12 protein-coding genes are annotated in these 15980 nt (G+C 53.1%); all 12 read right to left on the bottom strand.

Annotation, left to right across the window (positions count from 1 at the left end; translation table 11 throughout):
* The 12 genes from KI809_RS18445 to KI809_RS18390 all read right to left on the bottom strand — a co-directional run bounded on the left by KI809_RS18445 (nucleotide 1) and on the right by KI809_RS18390 (nucleotide 15960).
* Nucleotides 1-720 carry an FkbM family methyltransferase gene (locus KI809_RS18445; RefSeq protein ID WP_214173078.1) on the bottom strand — a complete coding sequence of 240 codons (720 nt, stop codon included), beginning with the start codon at nucleotides 718-720 and terminating at the stop codon, nucleotides 1-3.
* An 8-nt stretch (nucleotides 721-728) separates the two neighbouring features.
* Complete coding sequence (locus KI809_RS18440; RefSeq protein WP_214173077.1) at nucleotides 729-1679, bottom strand: NAD-dependent epimerase/dehydratase family protein; 951 nt, start codon at nucleotides 1677-1679, stop codon at nucleotides 729-731.
* A gap of 15 nt (nucleotides 1680-1694) precedes the next feature.
* Entirely contained in the window at nucleotides 1695-3473 is a 1779-nt protein-coding gene (locus KI809_RS18435) for a thiamine pyrophosphate-binding protein (RefSeq protein ID WP_214173076.1), read from the bottom strand.
* A gap of 4 nt (nucleotides 3474-3477) precedes the next feature.
* The gene (gene rfbH, locus KI809_RS18430; RefSeq protein WP_214173075.1) at nucleotides 3478-4827 is read right to left on the bottom strand and encodes a lipopolysaccharide biosynthesis protein RfbH; all 1350 of its coding nucleotides are present in this window, start codon (nucleotides 4825-4827) and stop codon (nucleotides 3478-3480) included.
* Nucleotides 4820-5899, bottom strand: a complete 1080-nt coding sequence (gene rfbG, locus KI809_RS18425) for a CDP-glucose 4,6-dehydratase (RefSeq protein WP_214173074.1) — start codon at nucleotides 5897-5899, stop codon at nucleotides 4820-4822. Before rfbG ends, rfbH begins: the two co-directional genes overlap by 8 nt.
* Nucleotides 5900-5923: 24 nt before the next feature.
* The gene (gene rfbF / locus KI809_RS18420) at nucleotides 5924-6697 is read right to left on the bottom strand and encodes a glucose-1-phosphate cytidylyltransferase (protein ID WP_214173073.1); all 774 of its coding nucleotides are present in this window, start codon (nucleotides 6695-6697) and stop codon (nucleotides 5924-5926) included.
* Nucleotides 6698-6783: 86 nt separating this feature from the next.
* Nucleotides 6784-7848, bottom strand: coding sequence for a DUF2304 family protein (locus KI809_RS18415; protein ID WP_214173072.1), 1065 nt, complete (start codon nucleotides 7846-7848; stop codon nucleotides 6784-6786).
* Between the two features lie 18 nt (nucleotides 7849-7866).
* Nucleotides 7867-8952 (bottom strand): glycosyltransferase family 2 protein, encoded by a 1086-nt coding sequence (locus KI809_RS18410; protein ID WP_214173071.1) that lies wholly within the window; start codon nucleotides 8950-8952, stop codon nucleotides 7867-7869.
* A 6-nt stretch (nucleotides 8953-8958) separates the two neighbouring features.
* Complete coding sequence (locus KI809_RS18405) at nucleotides 8959-9687, bottom strand: glycosyltransferase family 2 protein (protein ID WP_214173070.1); 729 nt, start codon at nucleotides 9685-9687, stop codon at nucleotides 8959-8961.
* A complete protein-coding gene (locus tag KI809_RS18400; RefSeq protein WP_214173069.1) occupies nucleotides 9684-11915 on the bottom strand; it encodes a hypothetical protein in 2232 nt (743 codons plus the stop codon). The genes KI809_RS18405 and KI809_RS18400 overlap by 4 nt, the downstream gene beginning before the upstream one ends.
* 106 nt (nucleotides 11916-12021) lie before the next feature.
* Nucleotides 12022-14397: a glycosyltransferase family 2 protein gene (locus KI809_RS18395; RefSeq protein WP_214173068.1), complete on the bottom strand. Its 2376-nt coding sequence runs from the start codon at nucleotides 14395-14397 to the stop codon at nucleotides 12022-12024.
* A 264-nt stretch (nucleotides 14398-14661) separates the two neighbouring features.
* Nucleotides 14662-15960, bottom strand: coding sequence for a radical SAM protein (locus KI809_RS18390; protein ID WP_214173067.1), 1299 nt, complete (start codon nucleotides 15958-15960; stop codon nucleotides 14662-14664).
* Nucleotides 15961-15980: the final 20 nt, after the last annotated feature.

Here is a 15980-nt window from a genome sequence, read left to right as displayed (position 1 = left end):
TCAGAACCTGCGGAATACGCAGTCGAACTGGGCCAGTTTCCAGGGGCCGTCACCGGCGTGGGCAACATCGTAGATTTCAGCAGGGGCAAATCCGTAGTCGTGGAGGATCTGGAATAACCGGATATACTCACTCTCCTCCCGTGGCCTTCGGACAAAGGAGATTTCCATCACAACGGTGTCGACTAGGCGGGAAAAGGTTTCTGCACCGCCACGCAGCACCTGGAGTTCAACTCCTTCGACATCGATCTTCACTAGATCGATATGGGCGATCCGCTCCCGTGCAACAAAATCATCGAGGCGCATCAACGGAATCTTTTCCGTGGCAACCATCTCAATGTGGGGATTGAGGAGCCGGTACTCAGCGCCCAGCTCCAGCATTGAACTGGCGCCATGTGCAGACGCGACATTGAGCGTGCCCTCGGTCTCCTGGTCGAAAAACCCGAGGCGAAACGGCTTGAAGCGGTCTGAAAATCCGGCAGCAGCAACATTTTCCAGCAGCCGGGCATGCGTATCCAAGCACGGTTCGAAGCCGAAGACTGTTGCCTGTGGAAAATAATGCAGCAGGTAGCAGGAGACATCACCCACGTTTGCACCGATATCGAAAATCACTTTCTTGTCCCGGTCCATCCGGCGCAACACCGGGCCGATTCCCGGCCGGTCCGGTTGCAGCAGGTCGAGCAGGTTCTTTCTGAGGCTGTAGGGGAGAAGTTTCTTGAGCATGTACGATCCTATGTGAACTGCTGGCCCTGTTTTACCAGTATCGCCCCGGCTTCGCCCATGAGCGCATCGAGAGAGGTTTGGCAGGGTGTGTACCCCAGTGTTTCGGCGCGGTGGTTTCTGGAGTAGTAATGATCCTTGGAGCCGGTTGCATCAACGGTCACGGCATCATCCGTAACGCGGTATTGAAGCCCGAAACGGGCGACAAACGCTTCGAGAATCTCAAATTTGGCTGCCGGTTTTGCACTGTAGACATCGTAAACCTCGTTCAGACGGCGAGCCTTAATGCAGCAATCCACAAGGGCAGCAAGATCATCGGGGTGGACATAATCCCGAACGATATTTGACGGGGTGGTGACCAACTCCGTCCCGCTCTGTATCGCTACAATGATATCACTCAGCAAAAACCGCGTAGAAAGATCAATGAACCGGCTGAAATAGCTGAAAACCCTCAAATCAACGATGTTCAACGACTGCAAAGCCCGGTGTTTGGCTTCTGCGTGCAGTTTGGCAATCCCATAGAACTCGCTCGACGCCAGGCAATTGAGCCGGAAACAGGCCGGGGTTGATGCGTCAACCGCTTTGCTGAAATCGGTCCCGTAGGCGGCACCGCTGCTGAAATTCAGGTACAACGCTTCCGGCCACCGCTCAAGGGACTTAATGACCCGGTTGTCCCAGGTTTCGGTAAGAGCAAAGATGGTTGCTGCCTGATCGCGCAATTTCCCCGGATCGCTGATGCCGATACAGTTGACGACCACGTCGAACGGCTCTGCGCCGAACGCCTCGACCGGAAACAGTTCAACCTGCCCTCCGCCCAGTCCCGCAACGAATGCACCTGCCAGTTCCGGGGAACGGGCGTAGAGATGCATTATCCGCCGCGGATCATTCAGCCATGCTGCGATGAGCCCTTTGGCGATATGGCTGGTGGCGCCAAGAATCGCCACGCGCAGTGACCCTGTCAACAGTCCCTCTCCATGCTATTCCGGCACCTCACCCTCGTCCACCAGGTCGATGAGCATGGCGTCCTCCAGCTCCTTGCGGTCCAGATGGGGCGACATATCCTCAATCGGCCGGTTCACCACCAGTTTGGGGTTGACGCAGCTGTTCTGGGTGATCGCCACTTCGACGTAGGCCGGGCCGTCGAGGGCCAAGGCCTGATCCAGGACAGAAGCAGCCGTTTCGAGCGAATCGATAGTAAACGCCGGCAGGCCGTAAGCTTCGGCGATTTTCACGAGGTTCGGGCAGCCGTAGCCGATAACTGTCGACTGGCGCCGACCACCGAAATACATATCCTGAAACTGACGAACCATGCCGAGACAGTTGTTGTTCAGCACGATAACCTTCACCGGCAGCCGGCGGGATACAATGACTTCCAGATCCTGGATGTTCACCTGGATTCCGCCGTCACCGGCAATGGCCAGAGAGCGTCTTCCCGCAACAGCCTTGGCCGCGCCCAGGGCTGCGGGGAGGGCAAACCCCATGGCCCCCATCCCTCCCGAGATGAGCATCCGTTGATCCTTCTTGAGCCGGAACGACTGCCCGGCCCACATCTGGTTCTGCCCGACATCGAGACTGATCAGGTCCCCTTCGCGACAACGGTCCGAAAGGATCTCCATGAAGCGGTTCGGATCGATGCCGGGAAACTCCTCGGGATCAGCATAGGTCGGATATTTTGCTCGGTAACCGTTGATGACCGCATACCAGCTCTTCAGGTCCGGCTTGGCACTCCCGGCAAGTTCGCGGTTGAGAGCCGCCAGGAACTCGCGCACATCACCCTGCAGAGCAAGATCGACCTGCACCTTGGCATTGAGTTCGTTCGGATCAATATCCACATGAACCCTGGTGGCGGCGCGGGCAAAGGTATCTGGGCGGGTGCCGGTCTGGCGGCTGTCCAGCCGCGCTCCCAGAATCAGCAGCAGATCGCTATTGGCAAGGGTCATGTTGCTGAAGCGGTTGCCATAGGAGCCGATCATGCCGAAAAACGCTGGATTGTCATGCGGCACGGCATCGAGCCCCATCAGGGTCGCCACCACCGGAATGCCGGTCAGCTCCACAAGCGACTGAAGCTCGTCGGTCCCTTGTGCCGTCCTGACCCCGCCACCGGCAAGAATTACCGGCCGTTGCGCAGTGGCGATCATCGCTGCCACCTGGCGCACCGCGTCCGGGTCAATGCCAGGAACGGTTGCCAGCGCCGCATGCTCCGCAGAACCGAGGAAACCGGCAAGAGTGTCGGGATCGATCTGCGCCCGCTGGATATTCATCGGGATATCCAGCAGCACCGGGCCGGGCCTGCCATTCTGGGCAAGCCAGACAGCCTTTTCCAGATGATACCGGATCGATTCGGCCTCGGTCACCAGCACCGCGTACTTGGTAAGCGGTTTGACCACTGATACGATATCGGTTTCCTGAAAGCCTATCTGGCGTACCGGACGGTCGAACTTGTATTCGTAGGTGTTTACCTGGCCGGTGATGAACAGGCAGGGGACCGAGTCGAACCAGCAGCTCCCGATACCGGTGACCATGTTGAGCGCACCCGGTCCGCTGGTTGCCATGGCCAGTCCGAGCCGGCCGTTGATCCGGGCATAGGCTTCGGCGGCAAAGGCGCCGGTCTGCTCGTGATGCACGGAGATGCACTCCATGTCTTCACGATGGTGAATGGAGTCGATCAGATGCGTTATGGCGCCGCCGATGAACTCGAAAACATGGTTCACCCCCTGCCGTGCGGTGAAATCTATGACATAATCGGAAAGTTTCATAACCTCAACCCCGGCAGCAGGCAGTAATCTGCTGCACCATGTATTCCAGCATCCCGTCGGTCATGCCCGGATATACCCCTACCCAGAAGGTATCGTTCATGATCCGGTCGGTGGTAGTCAGTTCACCGACAACCCGGTAGCCTGTGCCGCTTTTTCTCATCTCGTCAAAACAGGGGTGCTTGGTAAGATTGCCCGCAAAGAGCATCCTGGTCTGAATCCCCTTACTCTCCAGATGGTTGACCAGTTGGTCGCGCCTGAAACCGGCATCGTCCCGCACCGTCAGCAGAAATCCGAACCAGGAAGGATCGGAATTCTCAGTTGCCTCCGGCAGAATAAAGCTATCGGCAAGCGGATCGAGGCCATTGCGCAGGAGCTGCCAGTTGCGCTTGCGCGCTTCGATGAACCCCGGGAGTTTTTCCAGCTGGGCGCAGCCGATGGCCGCCTGCATGTCGGTCACTTTCAGGTTATAGCCGAAATGCGAGTAGACATATTTATGATCGTAGCCGAACGGCAGTTCGCCGAACTGCTGGCCGAAGCGGTTGCCACAGGTGTTGTCCCGACCAGACGGACACCAGCAGTCGCGCCCCCAATCCCGGAAAGACTCGACCAGCCTTTTCAGCTGCATGTCATTGGTGTAGATCGCGCCCCCCTCCCCCATGGTCATATGGTGGGGCGGATAAAAACTTGAGGTGCCGATATGCCCAATGGTCCCGGTGTACTGCCATTTGCCCTTGTACATATACCTGGAACCAAGGGCATCGCAGTTATCCTCGATCAGCCACAGGCCATTCCGGTCGCAGAACGCCTTTACCGAGGTCAGGTCAAAGGGATTACCCAGGGTGTGAGCCACCATGACCGCCTTGGTAAGCGGCGACAAGGCCGATTCAAGACGGCTGACATCAATGTTATAAGTCGGGAAAGTGACGTCAACGAACACTGGCACTGCACCATACTGAATCACCGGAGCAACAGTGGTTGGGAAACCCGCAGCAACCGTGATCACTTCGTCGCCAGGCCTGATCCTCCGTTCGCCAAGCTTTGGCGAGGTAAGGGCCATGAATGCCAGCAGGTTTGCCGATGACCCGGAATTGGTCAGCGAGCAGTGCTGCACCCCGAGAAACCTAGCGAACTCTTGCTCGAACCTTTCGGCATAGCGACCGGTAGTCAACCAGAAATCAAGCGATGAATCAATCAGGGCACTGATTTCCTTCTCATCAAAAACCCGGCCGGCGTAGGCAACCCTGTCTCCTGGCTCAAAAGCCTTGTCGTTTTGATGTTTGAACCGATAATATTCTGTCGCAGCAGCTATGGCCTTACTGCGCAGCTCAGCATCGCGCTTGGCGTTATCACTCATCAAACCCTCTCCCGTATTCAATAATCTGCTGCTGACAGACATGGCGCAAGTCATTGCCAGCAATATACTCCTTGGTCCAGGAAACTATCCGGTCCAATGCCGCGGCAAGCCCCCAGCGAGGCACCCAGCAGAGCCGCGCCCGAGCCTTGGAGCAGTCGAGCTTCAGGTAATGGGCCTCATGCGGGTGATCACCATTGTCGATCAGGTATCCGGCACCGTCTCCCCATTTTTCGCAGAGTTCCCGGACAATCCACTCCACTGGTCGGGCATCATCATCAGCCGGGCCGAAGTTCCACCCTTCGGCATAGTCAGCTCCGCTGGCAAAGAGCCGTTGCGCCAGCAACAGATAGCCGGAGAGAGGCTCCAGCACATGCTGCCACGGGCGAATGGCATTAGGATTGCGGATCAGGACTTTTTCCCCGGCCATTATGGCCCGGACGATATCCGGCACCAGCCGGTCGCCGGCCCAGTCACCACCGCCGATGACATTGCCGGCCCGCGCCGAAGCCACGGCCACACGGTGCCGGTCATAGTGGCTGGGGTTGAAATATGAGGAACGGTAGGCTGCTGTCACCAGTTCCGAGCACCCCTTGCTGTTGGAATAAGGGTCATAGCCGCCAAAAGGCTCTTGCTCACGGTATCCCCAAACCCACTCCCTGTTTTCGTAGACCTTGTCCGTGGTGACATTTACCACCGCCCGGACCGTCGGGCAGTTACGCACCGCCTCCAGCAGGTGCACCGTGCCCATGACATTGATGGCATACGTTTCCACCGGAATCTTGTAGGAGTCACGCACCAAGGGCTGGGCAGCCATATGAATTACAATGTCAGGGGCAGCCTTGGCCATTTCCAACCTAAGCCTGTCGAGATCTCTGACATCGGCAATAACCGAGTTTACCAGCTCCGAGACCCGAGCCAGCTCAAAGAGGCTCGGCTTGGTAGGCGGATCAAGGGCGTAGCCGGTCACTTGCGCCCCGAGGCTATGGAGCCATATCGACAGCCACGACCCTTTGAAGCCGGTATGGCCGGTCAGGAAAACTTTTTTCCCATGCCAGAATGAGTTATCGATCATTTCGTTATTCCTGTCCCAAACTGGTTACCACAGCTTCCAGGGAGCAGTACCATCCTTCCAGAGGTCTTCAAGGTGGTTCTTGTCCCGCAGAGTATCCATCGGCTGCCAGAAGCCGTGATGTTTGAAAGCCACCAGTTCCCCACCGGCTGCCAGTCGCTCCAGCGGCTCCTTTTCCAAGACAGTGCTGTCATCACCAAGATAGTCCAAGACCTCGGGTTGCATGACGAAGAACCCGGCGTTAATCCAGTGGCCATCACCTTTGGGTTTCTCCTGGAAACTCAAGACCTGATTGCTGTCGGAAAGATTCAGCGCGCCAAACTTGCCGCTCGGTTGGGTGGTAGTAACGGTCGCCAGCTTGCCGTTCTTTTCATGATAGGCAACCAGCTCCCGGATGTTCACGTCGCCGACACCATCACCATAGGTAAGCATGAACGGCTCATTGTCCAGATATGGAGCGACCCGTTTCACCCGGCCACCGGTCATGGTTTCCAGGCCGGTATCCACAAGAGTCACCCGCCAGGGCTCGGCAGTATGGCTATGAACCACCCGTTGATTGTCTTTGCGGAAATCAAAGGTGACATCCGACTCATGAAGGAAATAATGGGCAAAGTATTCTTTGATGCTGTAGGCCTTGTACCCCAGGCAAATCACAAAATCGTTGAAACCATAGCTGGAGTAGATCTTCATAATATGCCAGAGAATCGGCCTGCCACCGACCTCGATCATCGGTTTGGGCTTGAGGTGCGATTCCTCGCTGATACGTGTGCCGAAACCTCCGGCCAGGATGACGACTTTCATGGCAGCTCCCAGTAACTTAATTTAGTCCGATCAGGGACATGGGGTCGGTATTGTGCACTTTTTTACCGCAATTGGCAAGAAGGAGGTCAATCGACACTAATAATCGGCTTGCGCAATGCCGTCATTACTATGGCCAGCAACACCTTGACCATGTAATAGATCGCGCCCAAACTACTGATTGAGGAGGTCCCACCCTGTCGCTCCCGCATGCAGATTGATGACTCGGCAAGCTTGAACCCGTTCCGTCCCAAAAGAATGACCGCTTCCGGCTCAGGATAATCAATCGGGTAATGACTCGCGAGAAATGAGATGGCCCGGCTGTCGTATGCCCTGAAACCGGAGGTATTGTCAGTAACCCTCTGACCAATAAGGATGGAATTGACCGCATCGAACAGGTGAATGCCAAATCTCCTGACAAAGGTAGAACGATATCCTTCATTCCAACCGATAAAGCGTGAGCCGATCACGACATTGGCTTTTTTCTCATCCATCGTAGCCAGCAGTTTCTCAATCTCTGAGGCGATATGCTGGCCATCGCCATCAAACTGGATCGCCACCTGGTAATCAAGCCGGTCGGCATACTTGAATCCTGCCTGCACGGCACCACCGATTCCCAGGTTTTTCGGGAGATCAATCACGGCAACCCCATGCAAACGGGCAATCGCGCTGGTCCGATCAATAGACCCATCATTGACCACAATGATGTCCAATGGTCGTTGATTGGATCGTAAATCGGCTATGACCTCCGCAATACTTGCTTCTTCGTTGTAAGCGGGAACAATCACAAGGATTTCAGCGTTTTTCTCTCGTGCATAATGACCGATAAGGTTGCCCAATCCCAGTTCCTGGATCAGCTCCTTGTTCTGATCGGACAGTTTTGTGATTATTATTGAGACATGAATCAGTACCAGGAAGGTGAAGGCAGTGGTAAAAAGCATCAGAATGCTCGGCTTGTAGGCTACGCCGAACAGGTCACCGAAGCGGTCTATGGCGTGTTTGTCCAGAGACAGGTAGATGAAAAAGATACTCATCAGGAACCAGAGTATCGAATACTCTTCCTTGACCCGGCGCTTCTGCACCAGCCCGAAGATAAAAGTAAAAATTATCAGGCTGAACAGCAACGAAAACGCTTGTATCTTTTCAAAATACATTGATCACCATGGTAAAGCCTATTTGGGTCCGGCATCGTCAAGCAGCTCCCGAAACGAAAGCCGGTATCTGCGCAATAACTGTGACATCTCTTCAGGAGACAGCCTGCGTTTATTCATGATCCGTGCCCTTTTTACCAGTGCGCGCGGAGTTCCTAGCAAGGCCATCATTATTCCCTTTAACAACGCGGCAACAATCATCCCGGTGGCACCGCTCTCCTTGAACTCCCCGCCGGCACCGGCACCAACCATTATCAGCTGCAGTTGCCTCCAGTATCTGGCAATGGTGAACATCGGCACCATAAGGAGCGATGATACCGGGAAATTCTTGACTGCCACCCAGTAATGGTTCCGTTCCACCAGAAAAATCTTGAACGGCGAAAAAGTCCCACCGGTTCGAGAATACTTGTGTAGCACCACGGCCCTGGTTGCAAGGAGTGCGCTCCAACCGGCGAGGCGGCCACGCAGCCCCAGGTCGGTGTCTTCGGCATAGGCAAAAAAATCATCATCAAAGAAGCCGACCTCTTCGATCATTGCTCTGCGGTACAGGGCAGCACAGGCGCTCGGCATCAGTATTTCCTCAACCGGTGCCATTGTCAGAGATGAATACCTCTGCCGCCTGAACAGCCCCCTTGACATGGCGTCGCTGCAGATGCCGAACCCCAGCGAATCAATGATATCAGGCTCATCATACGAACAGATACGGCAACCGACCATCCCTGCTGCGGGATGCGAGTCAGCCACGCTAACCAATTCAGTCAGCCAGGCAGGGTCAACCCTGGTATCGTTGTTCAAGGTTACCAGATACTCGCCGGTTGCATACAGTAGCCCACGGTTATTTCCGGTGGCAAACCCGGTATTTTCAGATAGTTCCGTCAGCTTAACCCACGGGTAGCGTTCTTTGACCAAAGCAACAGAACCGTCAGTAGAGCCGTTATCGACCAGCAACACCTCGAAATCACGAAATGTCTGCGCAGCAAGGCTATCCAGGCATTCAACCAGATGCTCACGGCCATTCCAGTTGACGATTATGACCGAAACCCGGGGCACAGTCCCAGGAAACAGAGAATCGACATCATTGCTGGATACGGAAAACTGGGAACTCATAGGATTTCAGCCTCTGCGCTTCATGAGAACCCATCGTTTCAATAGATTCATTGCAAGGAACCATCGCCGCTTTATCTGGATCCACGGCATGAAGCGAATGGCAAAACCGGTCATGCTTGCACCATGTTTACGGTAGCAAACTGTTTTGTCGCTGACGAAAGCTGTCACGCCGAATACTTCTGCTAAAATCCCCAGCCACATATCATGCATCGGAATTTTCCCAGGGAAAGGTAGGGCAATAGGCAGCAGCTCCCGCGAAAAGGCCATACAACACCCAATGTAACTGTTATCGAAAATATTCCGTGCTATACCGCGGCCTGGTCGCCGGAGGCTCCCGAATATTGAGGGCGCAATCTCGTTATCGGTCTCATCAATGACCGAGCCGTCCATCACCACCAAGTAAACAGGCGAAGGCCGATTCTCAAACAGGCGGTGAATTACCGACACCTTATTCGGCAGCCAAACATCGTCCTGGTCCGACAGGGCAATAACATCGCCCGATGCGTGCCTCAAAGCGTTTTCAAAATTGAAAACCGGGCTGAAAAAGGTATTCCCTCTAAGAAGATGGATTCTGGGGTCTGCATAACTCAGGATGATATCAATGGTCCGATCGGTGGAAGAATCATCCGAGATGACTATTTCATCATCATGGCCAAGCTGCATGAGGATCGACGACAGTTGCCTGCCGATGAACCGCTCACCGTTCCGGGTTGCCATGCAAACTGATAGTTTCACTGAAAAGGTCCGCTTTTCTTCAGGCGCTGCCGCGCGTTGATATTATCACGCTTTAGCAATAAAGTGGCCACAATAACAGACAAGAGTATTGTCGCGTAGCCGGCAACAACCAGCGGTACCCACCTAGCGGGCTGATATCTCCAAACAACTGAGTGCTCCCCCGGAGGGACCCGAACCCCACGGAAATATAAATTAATTCGCAGTGATTCTTCCTGCCGCCCATCAATCCATACCTTCCATCCAGGTGCATACCTTTCGGTGCTGGCAAGGATCGCCCCTGCGCTGCCCGGAACAAAGGCTGTAAGCTTCACCTCTTCCGGGGCATAACTGGTAATTCGGGCAATGCCATAACTCCCAGGCACAACCCGGGAAGAGGGCAACTGGGTCCTCTTTTCAACAAATACCGGGATTGGAGATGATAGCCCGCTTTGAGTTAAAACTGCCAGCGCCTGCTCCCTGCTCGGCACAGGCTCCGCACCGGGAGACAACCAGAACCGGTAAGGAGCGGTCAAAACCTCAATGAACCTGCTTTTGACAAGGGTTTCGTTAAAATTGAATGCGTGATAAGGCATGTAGCCAGAGACAACCGGTATCTTGGTAAGTTGTTGGGAGTTGGTGTTTCCTGTCGGCCGTTCCGCACTTCTGGAGGGAGGCTCCCCCGGAGAGGTCAGGCCTCTTTTATTGAGGTTGGTTTCGAGTTGTTGCACAATTGCCGCATTCTCTCTACTCCACACCGTAAAGCTGTTGACATAGAGATGTTCTCCCAGATCGCACACTACCAGCCCGGCAAGCATCAAAGGAAACATCCGGTCCATAAGTGGTGACCGGTTCCGTGTCCAGAACCAGACAACGCCAAGGGCCAATGGCAGAACGACAATGCCGGGCATAAGCAGTCGCGGCAAATAGTCTGCAGGCGGAAAGCCTTTGCTGTAAGGGAACCAGCCAACAACAGCGGCAACCGCTGCCGATAGCCCCAGCCAGAGCATCAGAGCCTTCAGGAATACCTTTCTTGATCCCGGATCCCTGGTTAATTGCGTAACCCCCAAACCGGCAGCAAGGCAAAGGGGGAGGATCCAGAAGAGGCGAAATGCGGCATTGTATTGCATGAATCGAGTAGGCGGCACCAGGTAAAATAGGACAGTCCTTATTCCTCCGTAGCCACCCATGGAAATAAGAAACATTACTCCTGCGAAAATGGCCAGCCAGAGATTTTTTTTGCCATCTCCTTCCCTCCGCAGCCAAATCCAGGCAAGGGGAATGCCGATAATGCCAAGATAGGCATTGGTCATGGACAGATCGGCCCCCATCCAGTTTGCTCCGTTGAAAAGGTTGGTGACATTTGAAAACAGGATTGTAGAAAAGGGAAACAACAGTGACAACAGGGCCTTCGGAGTGAAGGGGTTACCATAAATAGCAGCATTGGAGTCAAGCGACGATACCCGATCCGTGAAGCCGGCGCCTTCTACGAAAAAAGCATTGAGGTAGGGGGCCCAAACCATTACCAGAAGTGCCCCCACAACCATCAACGTCAACAAGATCCATTTTATTATCGTGAATTGAGAATCTACTCTCCCTGTTGTTGATGGTACCAGATGATGAATAAGAAGCCAGAAGGCCAGAGCTACTCCGGTCATAGCTATCAAGCCGGGATAACCACCGTCTATGGCACAGAAACCAAAAGCCGCTCCAGCCAGAAGTGCATATGAAATTCTCTTGCGCACCACCGACAGTTCCGCTAGGCCGATTATCCAGGGAAACCACGCGGCAATTACAATAAAGGTGGTGTGCTCGGCGTGGCCGACAAAAAATCCTGAAAAAGCATAACAAAATGCAGCGGCAACAGCACCGATGGCCTCTGCACCAAAAATGCGGGCAAGCCAAAGCATGCCGATGCCCCCGAGCCACCAATGGGTAAGCCAGTAGGCAGTGAAGCCGGCGGAAGGCTTTGCAAAGAGTAGCGCAAAGAGTTGCGCAATTGGACTTAAGGTCAGCCGGTTAGGATCTGAGTGAAAAGGATCGCCACAGTTGGTAAAAGGGTCCCAAAGAGGGAGCCGGCCATCCCGCAAAGATTCAGCAAGATAGCAGAACGAAGGATAGACCAAATCCAAGGCATCCCAGACAGGTGCCACCGTCTGCCTTAGCAGGGGAAGGGTCAGCATGCAAAAAAGCAGGGTAAACGCCAAAGAGGCGTAAACAGAGTTTCGATTAAAGGAGTTAGCTGATTGCATGAGACCAGGATCCTGAGGTTGGAGTATTGGGTTTTAATTCAGGCAGTTTATGTTATTTCCTGCTCCTACTCAACACAGAAAGGGTTGAACCTAGATCAAGGCATAATCAAACCGGGCAAGATTCTACGATCTTGGCAATAGCAGCATTGTTTTTTATCAGGGAAACAATTGCGTCATAATGCGCTTCTCCCCTCGCAGGAACATATTGACGGCAATTTTTGCTGAACTCAGCAACCAGTGCCGGATTGCCCAGCAAATGTTCGACAGCGTTGAGCAGAGCTTCGGCAGAGACATCATCAACTATCAACCCGCATTTGTGCTGTCTCACCCGCTCAGCCTGCGCCCCAAGATTGAAGCAGATAACCGGGAAACCGAGCAGTATCGCTTCTGAAGTAGTGTAAGAAAAAGTCTCCGGACATATACTCGGCAAGAGTACAGCGTGAATGACGTGCTGCTCAAGAAGTTGTGGGAGGGCCTCCTGCCGGTAACTTCCAAGAAAAGACACCCGGCCGTCCGACGAGACATGCCCCGGAGGGTAGAGAGGTGACTCACCGAACACCTGCAAACTGACCGGTAAGGATTTGAACCTTTCCGACTCGATCATCTCCTTAATAATCCGCTCACCCTTGACAGGGAAGAGATGACCGATAACAGCCAGATGCAGGATGCCATCACCGTCATAACGGCGCTCTTTCCAGATAAACCTTTCGGCGTTAGGGATCGGGTGTTCGTTCAAAAAGTGATTGGTTAGTTGTGGATAAACTCTCTTGAAATAATCGAGCGTAGTGTTCGAAAAATAGATTACGGCGCGAGCCTTGGCGAGAAACTCACCAGCCTTTGCTCGCCAAACTCCAGGGTTATCCAGACAAGTGCCATAAAATTCCCGGTGCATCGATTGGCTGTTTGCAGGCAGGCAACTCTCACAAGGCGACATGTTATCAGGCACTTTGCAGAATTTGCCGTTTTTGTCGAGGAGAAACCAGCTTGGACAGAGCATGAAAAAGTCGTGGGACATAACCAGATAAGGCAACTGCCCAGATACGAGCCATCCCATTATTTTCAATATTTCAGGCCAGGAAAAGAGCTCATTTACCACGATGACATCGATGCCGCAGAATGACAAAAAACCAGGAAACTCGCCAACCGAGTCAGGCGGCAATACCAGGCTTAGAGATGCAGCATCGCTCGACAGCTGCATCTTCAGGTATTTTTGCCTATGGTTGAAGCGATAATGCACCACCTCCATGCTGGCCCGCTGCAACTCCTCAGAGAGCTTGGCGCTGTAAACAGTACCCCCTCCCGGGATATCCACATCCAGAATCGCCACCCGCAATTGATTCTTTGTCCGGGCATCGATGCCAACCATTATCGTTTCGCGAATGGCGCGAGGAGCATCCTGGCTGACCATCGCCCGCAACCGGGGCATATGGCGACCATGGCGTTTCCACAAGAGGTCTTGATTGGCCTCCAGCAACCGCGCCTTCTCATCAGCAGCAAAAGAAGCGCCGTGTTTATGGTAAACAAACAGGTTCGCAGCCAGAACATTAGAGAAACCGGCATCGTAGGCCCTGAGAGACCAGTCGGTCTCTTCGCCATACCCTCTGCCAAAGGTTTCCGCGTCAAACATCCCTATCCGTTCAACCACCCTCCGGTTGAACGCCATGCAGAAACCGACCCCGCTGAACAGCTCAATCGGCTCATCTGTTCCGAATAACCGGAAATAACCGTCAAGCTCCGCAACTGTTAATCCTTTGAAAAGCTGATTATCGCGGTCCGGCACTGGGAAACTGCAGGCCATGGCGGCATTGGAAAAGGGGGTTACGCTGGCAACCCTGTCCGGCCCGGCAAAGATTGGGGCGAACAGCCGGTCAAGCCATCCTGGAGGGACCTCAGTATCGGAATTGAGGATGACGAAATGATTACTGGTCATGGCAACCGCATGATTAACGGTGCGCACAAAGCCGAGGTTGCTTTCATTGCGATGCGTTACTAGTTCTATGCCTCGCTCAGGCACCGCCTGCAAAGCAGCTATAACCCCGGCAACCAGCGGGTCGGTGCTGGCGTCATCGACAATCAAAACCCGGCAGTTTTCCGAATTGTTCAGCACGCTGGCAATACACGCCGCAGTCAGATCCGGTGCATTGAAAATCGGAATGATAATATCTACCTGTGTAGACCGAGGAACACACTTCGAACGGCTGCTTTCTCCAGCAACAACCTGAAGGAAGTGATGGTTGATCTGCGCCGCCTTGTCACCTTGCATCCTGTCGCGCGCCAGAACCTCGTCAACCATTTTCCCCACGAGCTCGGGATCGGTATTTCTCAAATAATTCAGGAAATAGCGGAGCGAAGAAAAATTGACATAGCGGAAGAAATCACGCGGCTGGGCAACGGCGCGGGAGATGAGGTCTACAAGCAGCCGACGACGGCTGTTGGGGGGAAGCAGTATTTTTTTCAGTGAATCAGGCATGTGGTTGGCCATCTTTGCATCTCGCAGCTGGGACTGACAAGGTTACATTGTTATCGATCAGCCAAACAGCTTGTCATGAACCTTCTGAAAGCGGTGCGGTAATCTTCCAGGAGATTGATTCGTAAAGTTTGGTGATGACGGCGTCTTTCTGGTGGACGATTTCTACTGTGCGTCGGTTGACGTCGATGTAGTTTGTGCCTGATTCGGATTTGCAGATATAGTAGGTCCTTAAATTGTGCCAACACACTATACAGTATTAATTTATAAGGTAGATTTTCATCCTTCGTCCTTTGAATTGAAAGAGCTATCGTCGTAAGTTTTTTCTTTTGGTTGGCTGACGTTTTGAAGAGAAAAATCGGATCCTTCAAATGAATCAAAATATGACACCTCACGGTACCAACAATGACTGCATGCCGGGTGGGGGTCTTCAGTATCCAGTCTCTTGCGCATATCTCTCAAAGTTTCGCAGTTCCATATTTCTGCAAGGCTATTTGTTTTAATGTCACCTATAAGTGGAGCACTCAAGCAACCACAAGAAAAAACATGCCCGGTTGAGCGAACTCCCATGCAGCGCCAAAGAAAAGCACAGTTCACACGGCTTTTACTTTGTGGGTTTGCATCCAATGGTTGTTCTGGTACTTGCTTCTGCGGAACTTCTGCCTCACTCAAAACTTCTATCACTGGCGCACTATGAATCACATGTGATGAGTCATTGATGAGTGCGGGAAGAAAGACCGAAAGTCCTAATTTCTCGGCTTCTCGCGAAGCCTGTTCGATCAGGGGATTAAGGATCTCCGGTTTGTCAATCAAGGTTTCAGATGCCATTGAGGGGAAATGCACTAAGAGTTGCCGTACATAAACACCATCGACTTGTAATTCAGCAGCCATTCGCAGAAAATCGATCAATTCAGAGCAATTAGTTTTTCGCAGAGCAAATGAAAGTTGAATCTGGAACCGGCGCCTGTCGCTTAGGGCATATTGCTTCAAACTGGCAAGTTTCTTTATCGTCTCAATGACTGAATCAAAGTCTTTTGAACGACGCACGAGATAAAAAGTTTCCTTGGTTGCAGCATCCAATGAAAAACAGATATCTCCTAGTACTGGTAGCATAGCAAACATCAACTCGTAGTCCAGCAGAGCCCCATTGGTCGAAATATCCAGGCCCGTATTAGTGCGTTCAAGTTGCTTGAATAAGTGGAGCAGAAGATATCGCGGAGCCATAAACGGCTCGCCCTCGCCGACTAGAGAAATACGCCTGAGATATGGAAAAACATCTTGCGCTAATTGGTCGAGAAGGGCTATGTCTATGGGAGTTGATTTATTGTTTGTTCGATGCTGATCAGAAGAACCATGCGTTCCACAGTGCGTACACATGAAGTTACATGCTTTAGTCAATTCCAGTTCAAGCATTTCCGGGAAAGCCGGGCAGTATTCAGAGTGGTTCCGTTCCTGAGTTTGACATAGCTGCCAATTGGCTTCAGTAAGATTCTGCGAACGCAACCTTTGTATAGTTACCGGCGTATGACTCCAAAACCACTTTGAAAGTCTGTCCGTACTAGTCTCGACAATATTCATGTAGTAAATGGCCCCCTATC

The organism is Geoanaerobacter pelophilus, from assembly GCF_018476885.1.
GTDB lineage: Bacteria > Desulfobacterota > Desulfuromonadia > Geobacterales > DSM-12255 > Geoanaerobacter > Geoanaerobacter pelophilus.
Note: the sequence above shows the minus strand (reverse complement) of the source record. Positions and strands in the feature narration are given on the sequence as shown.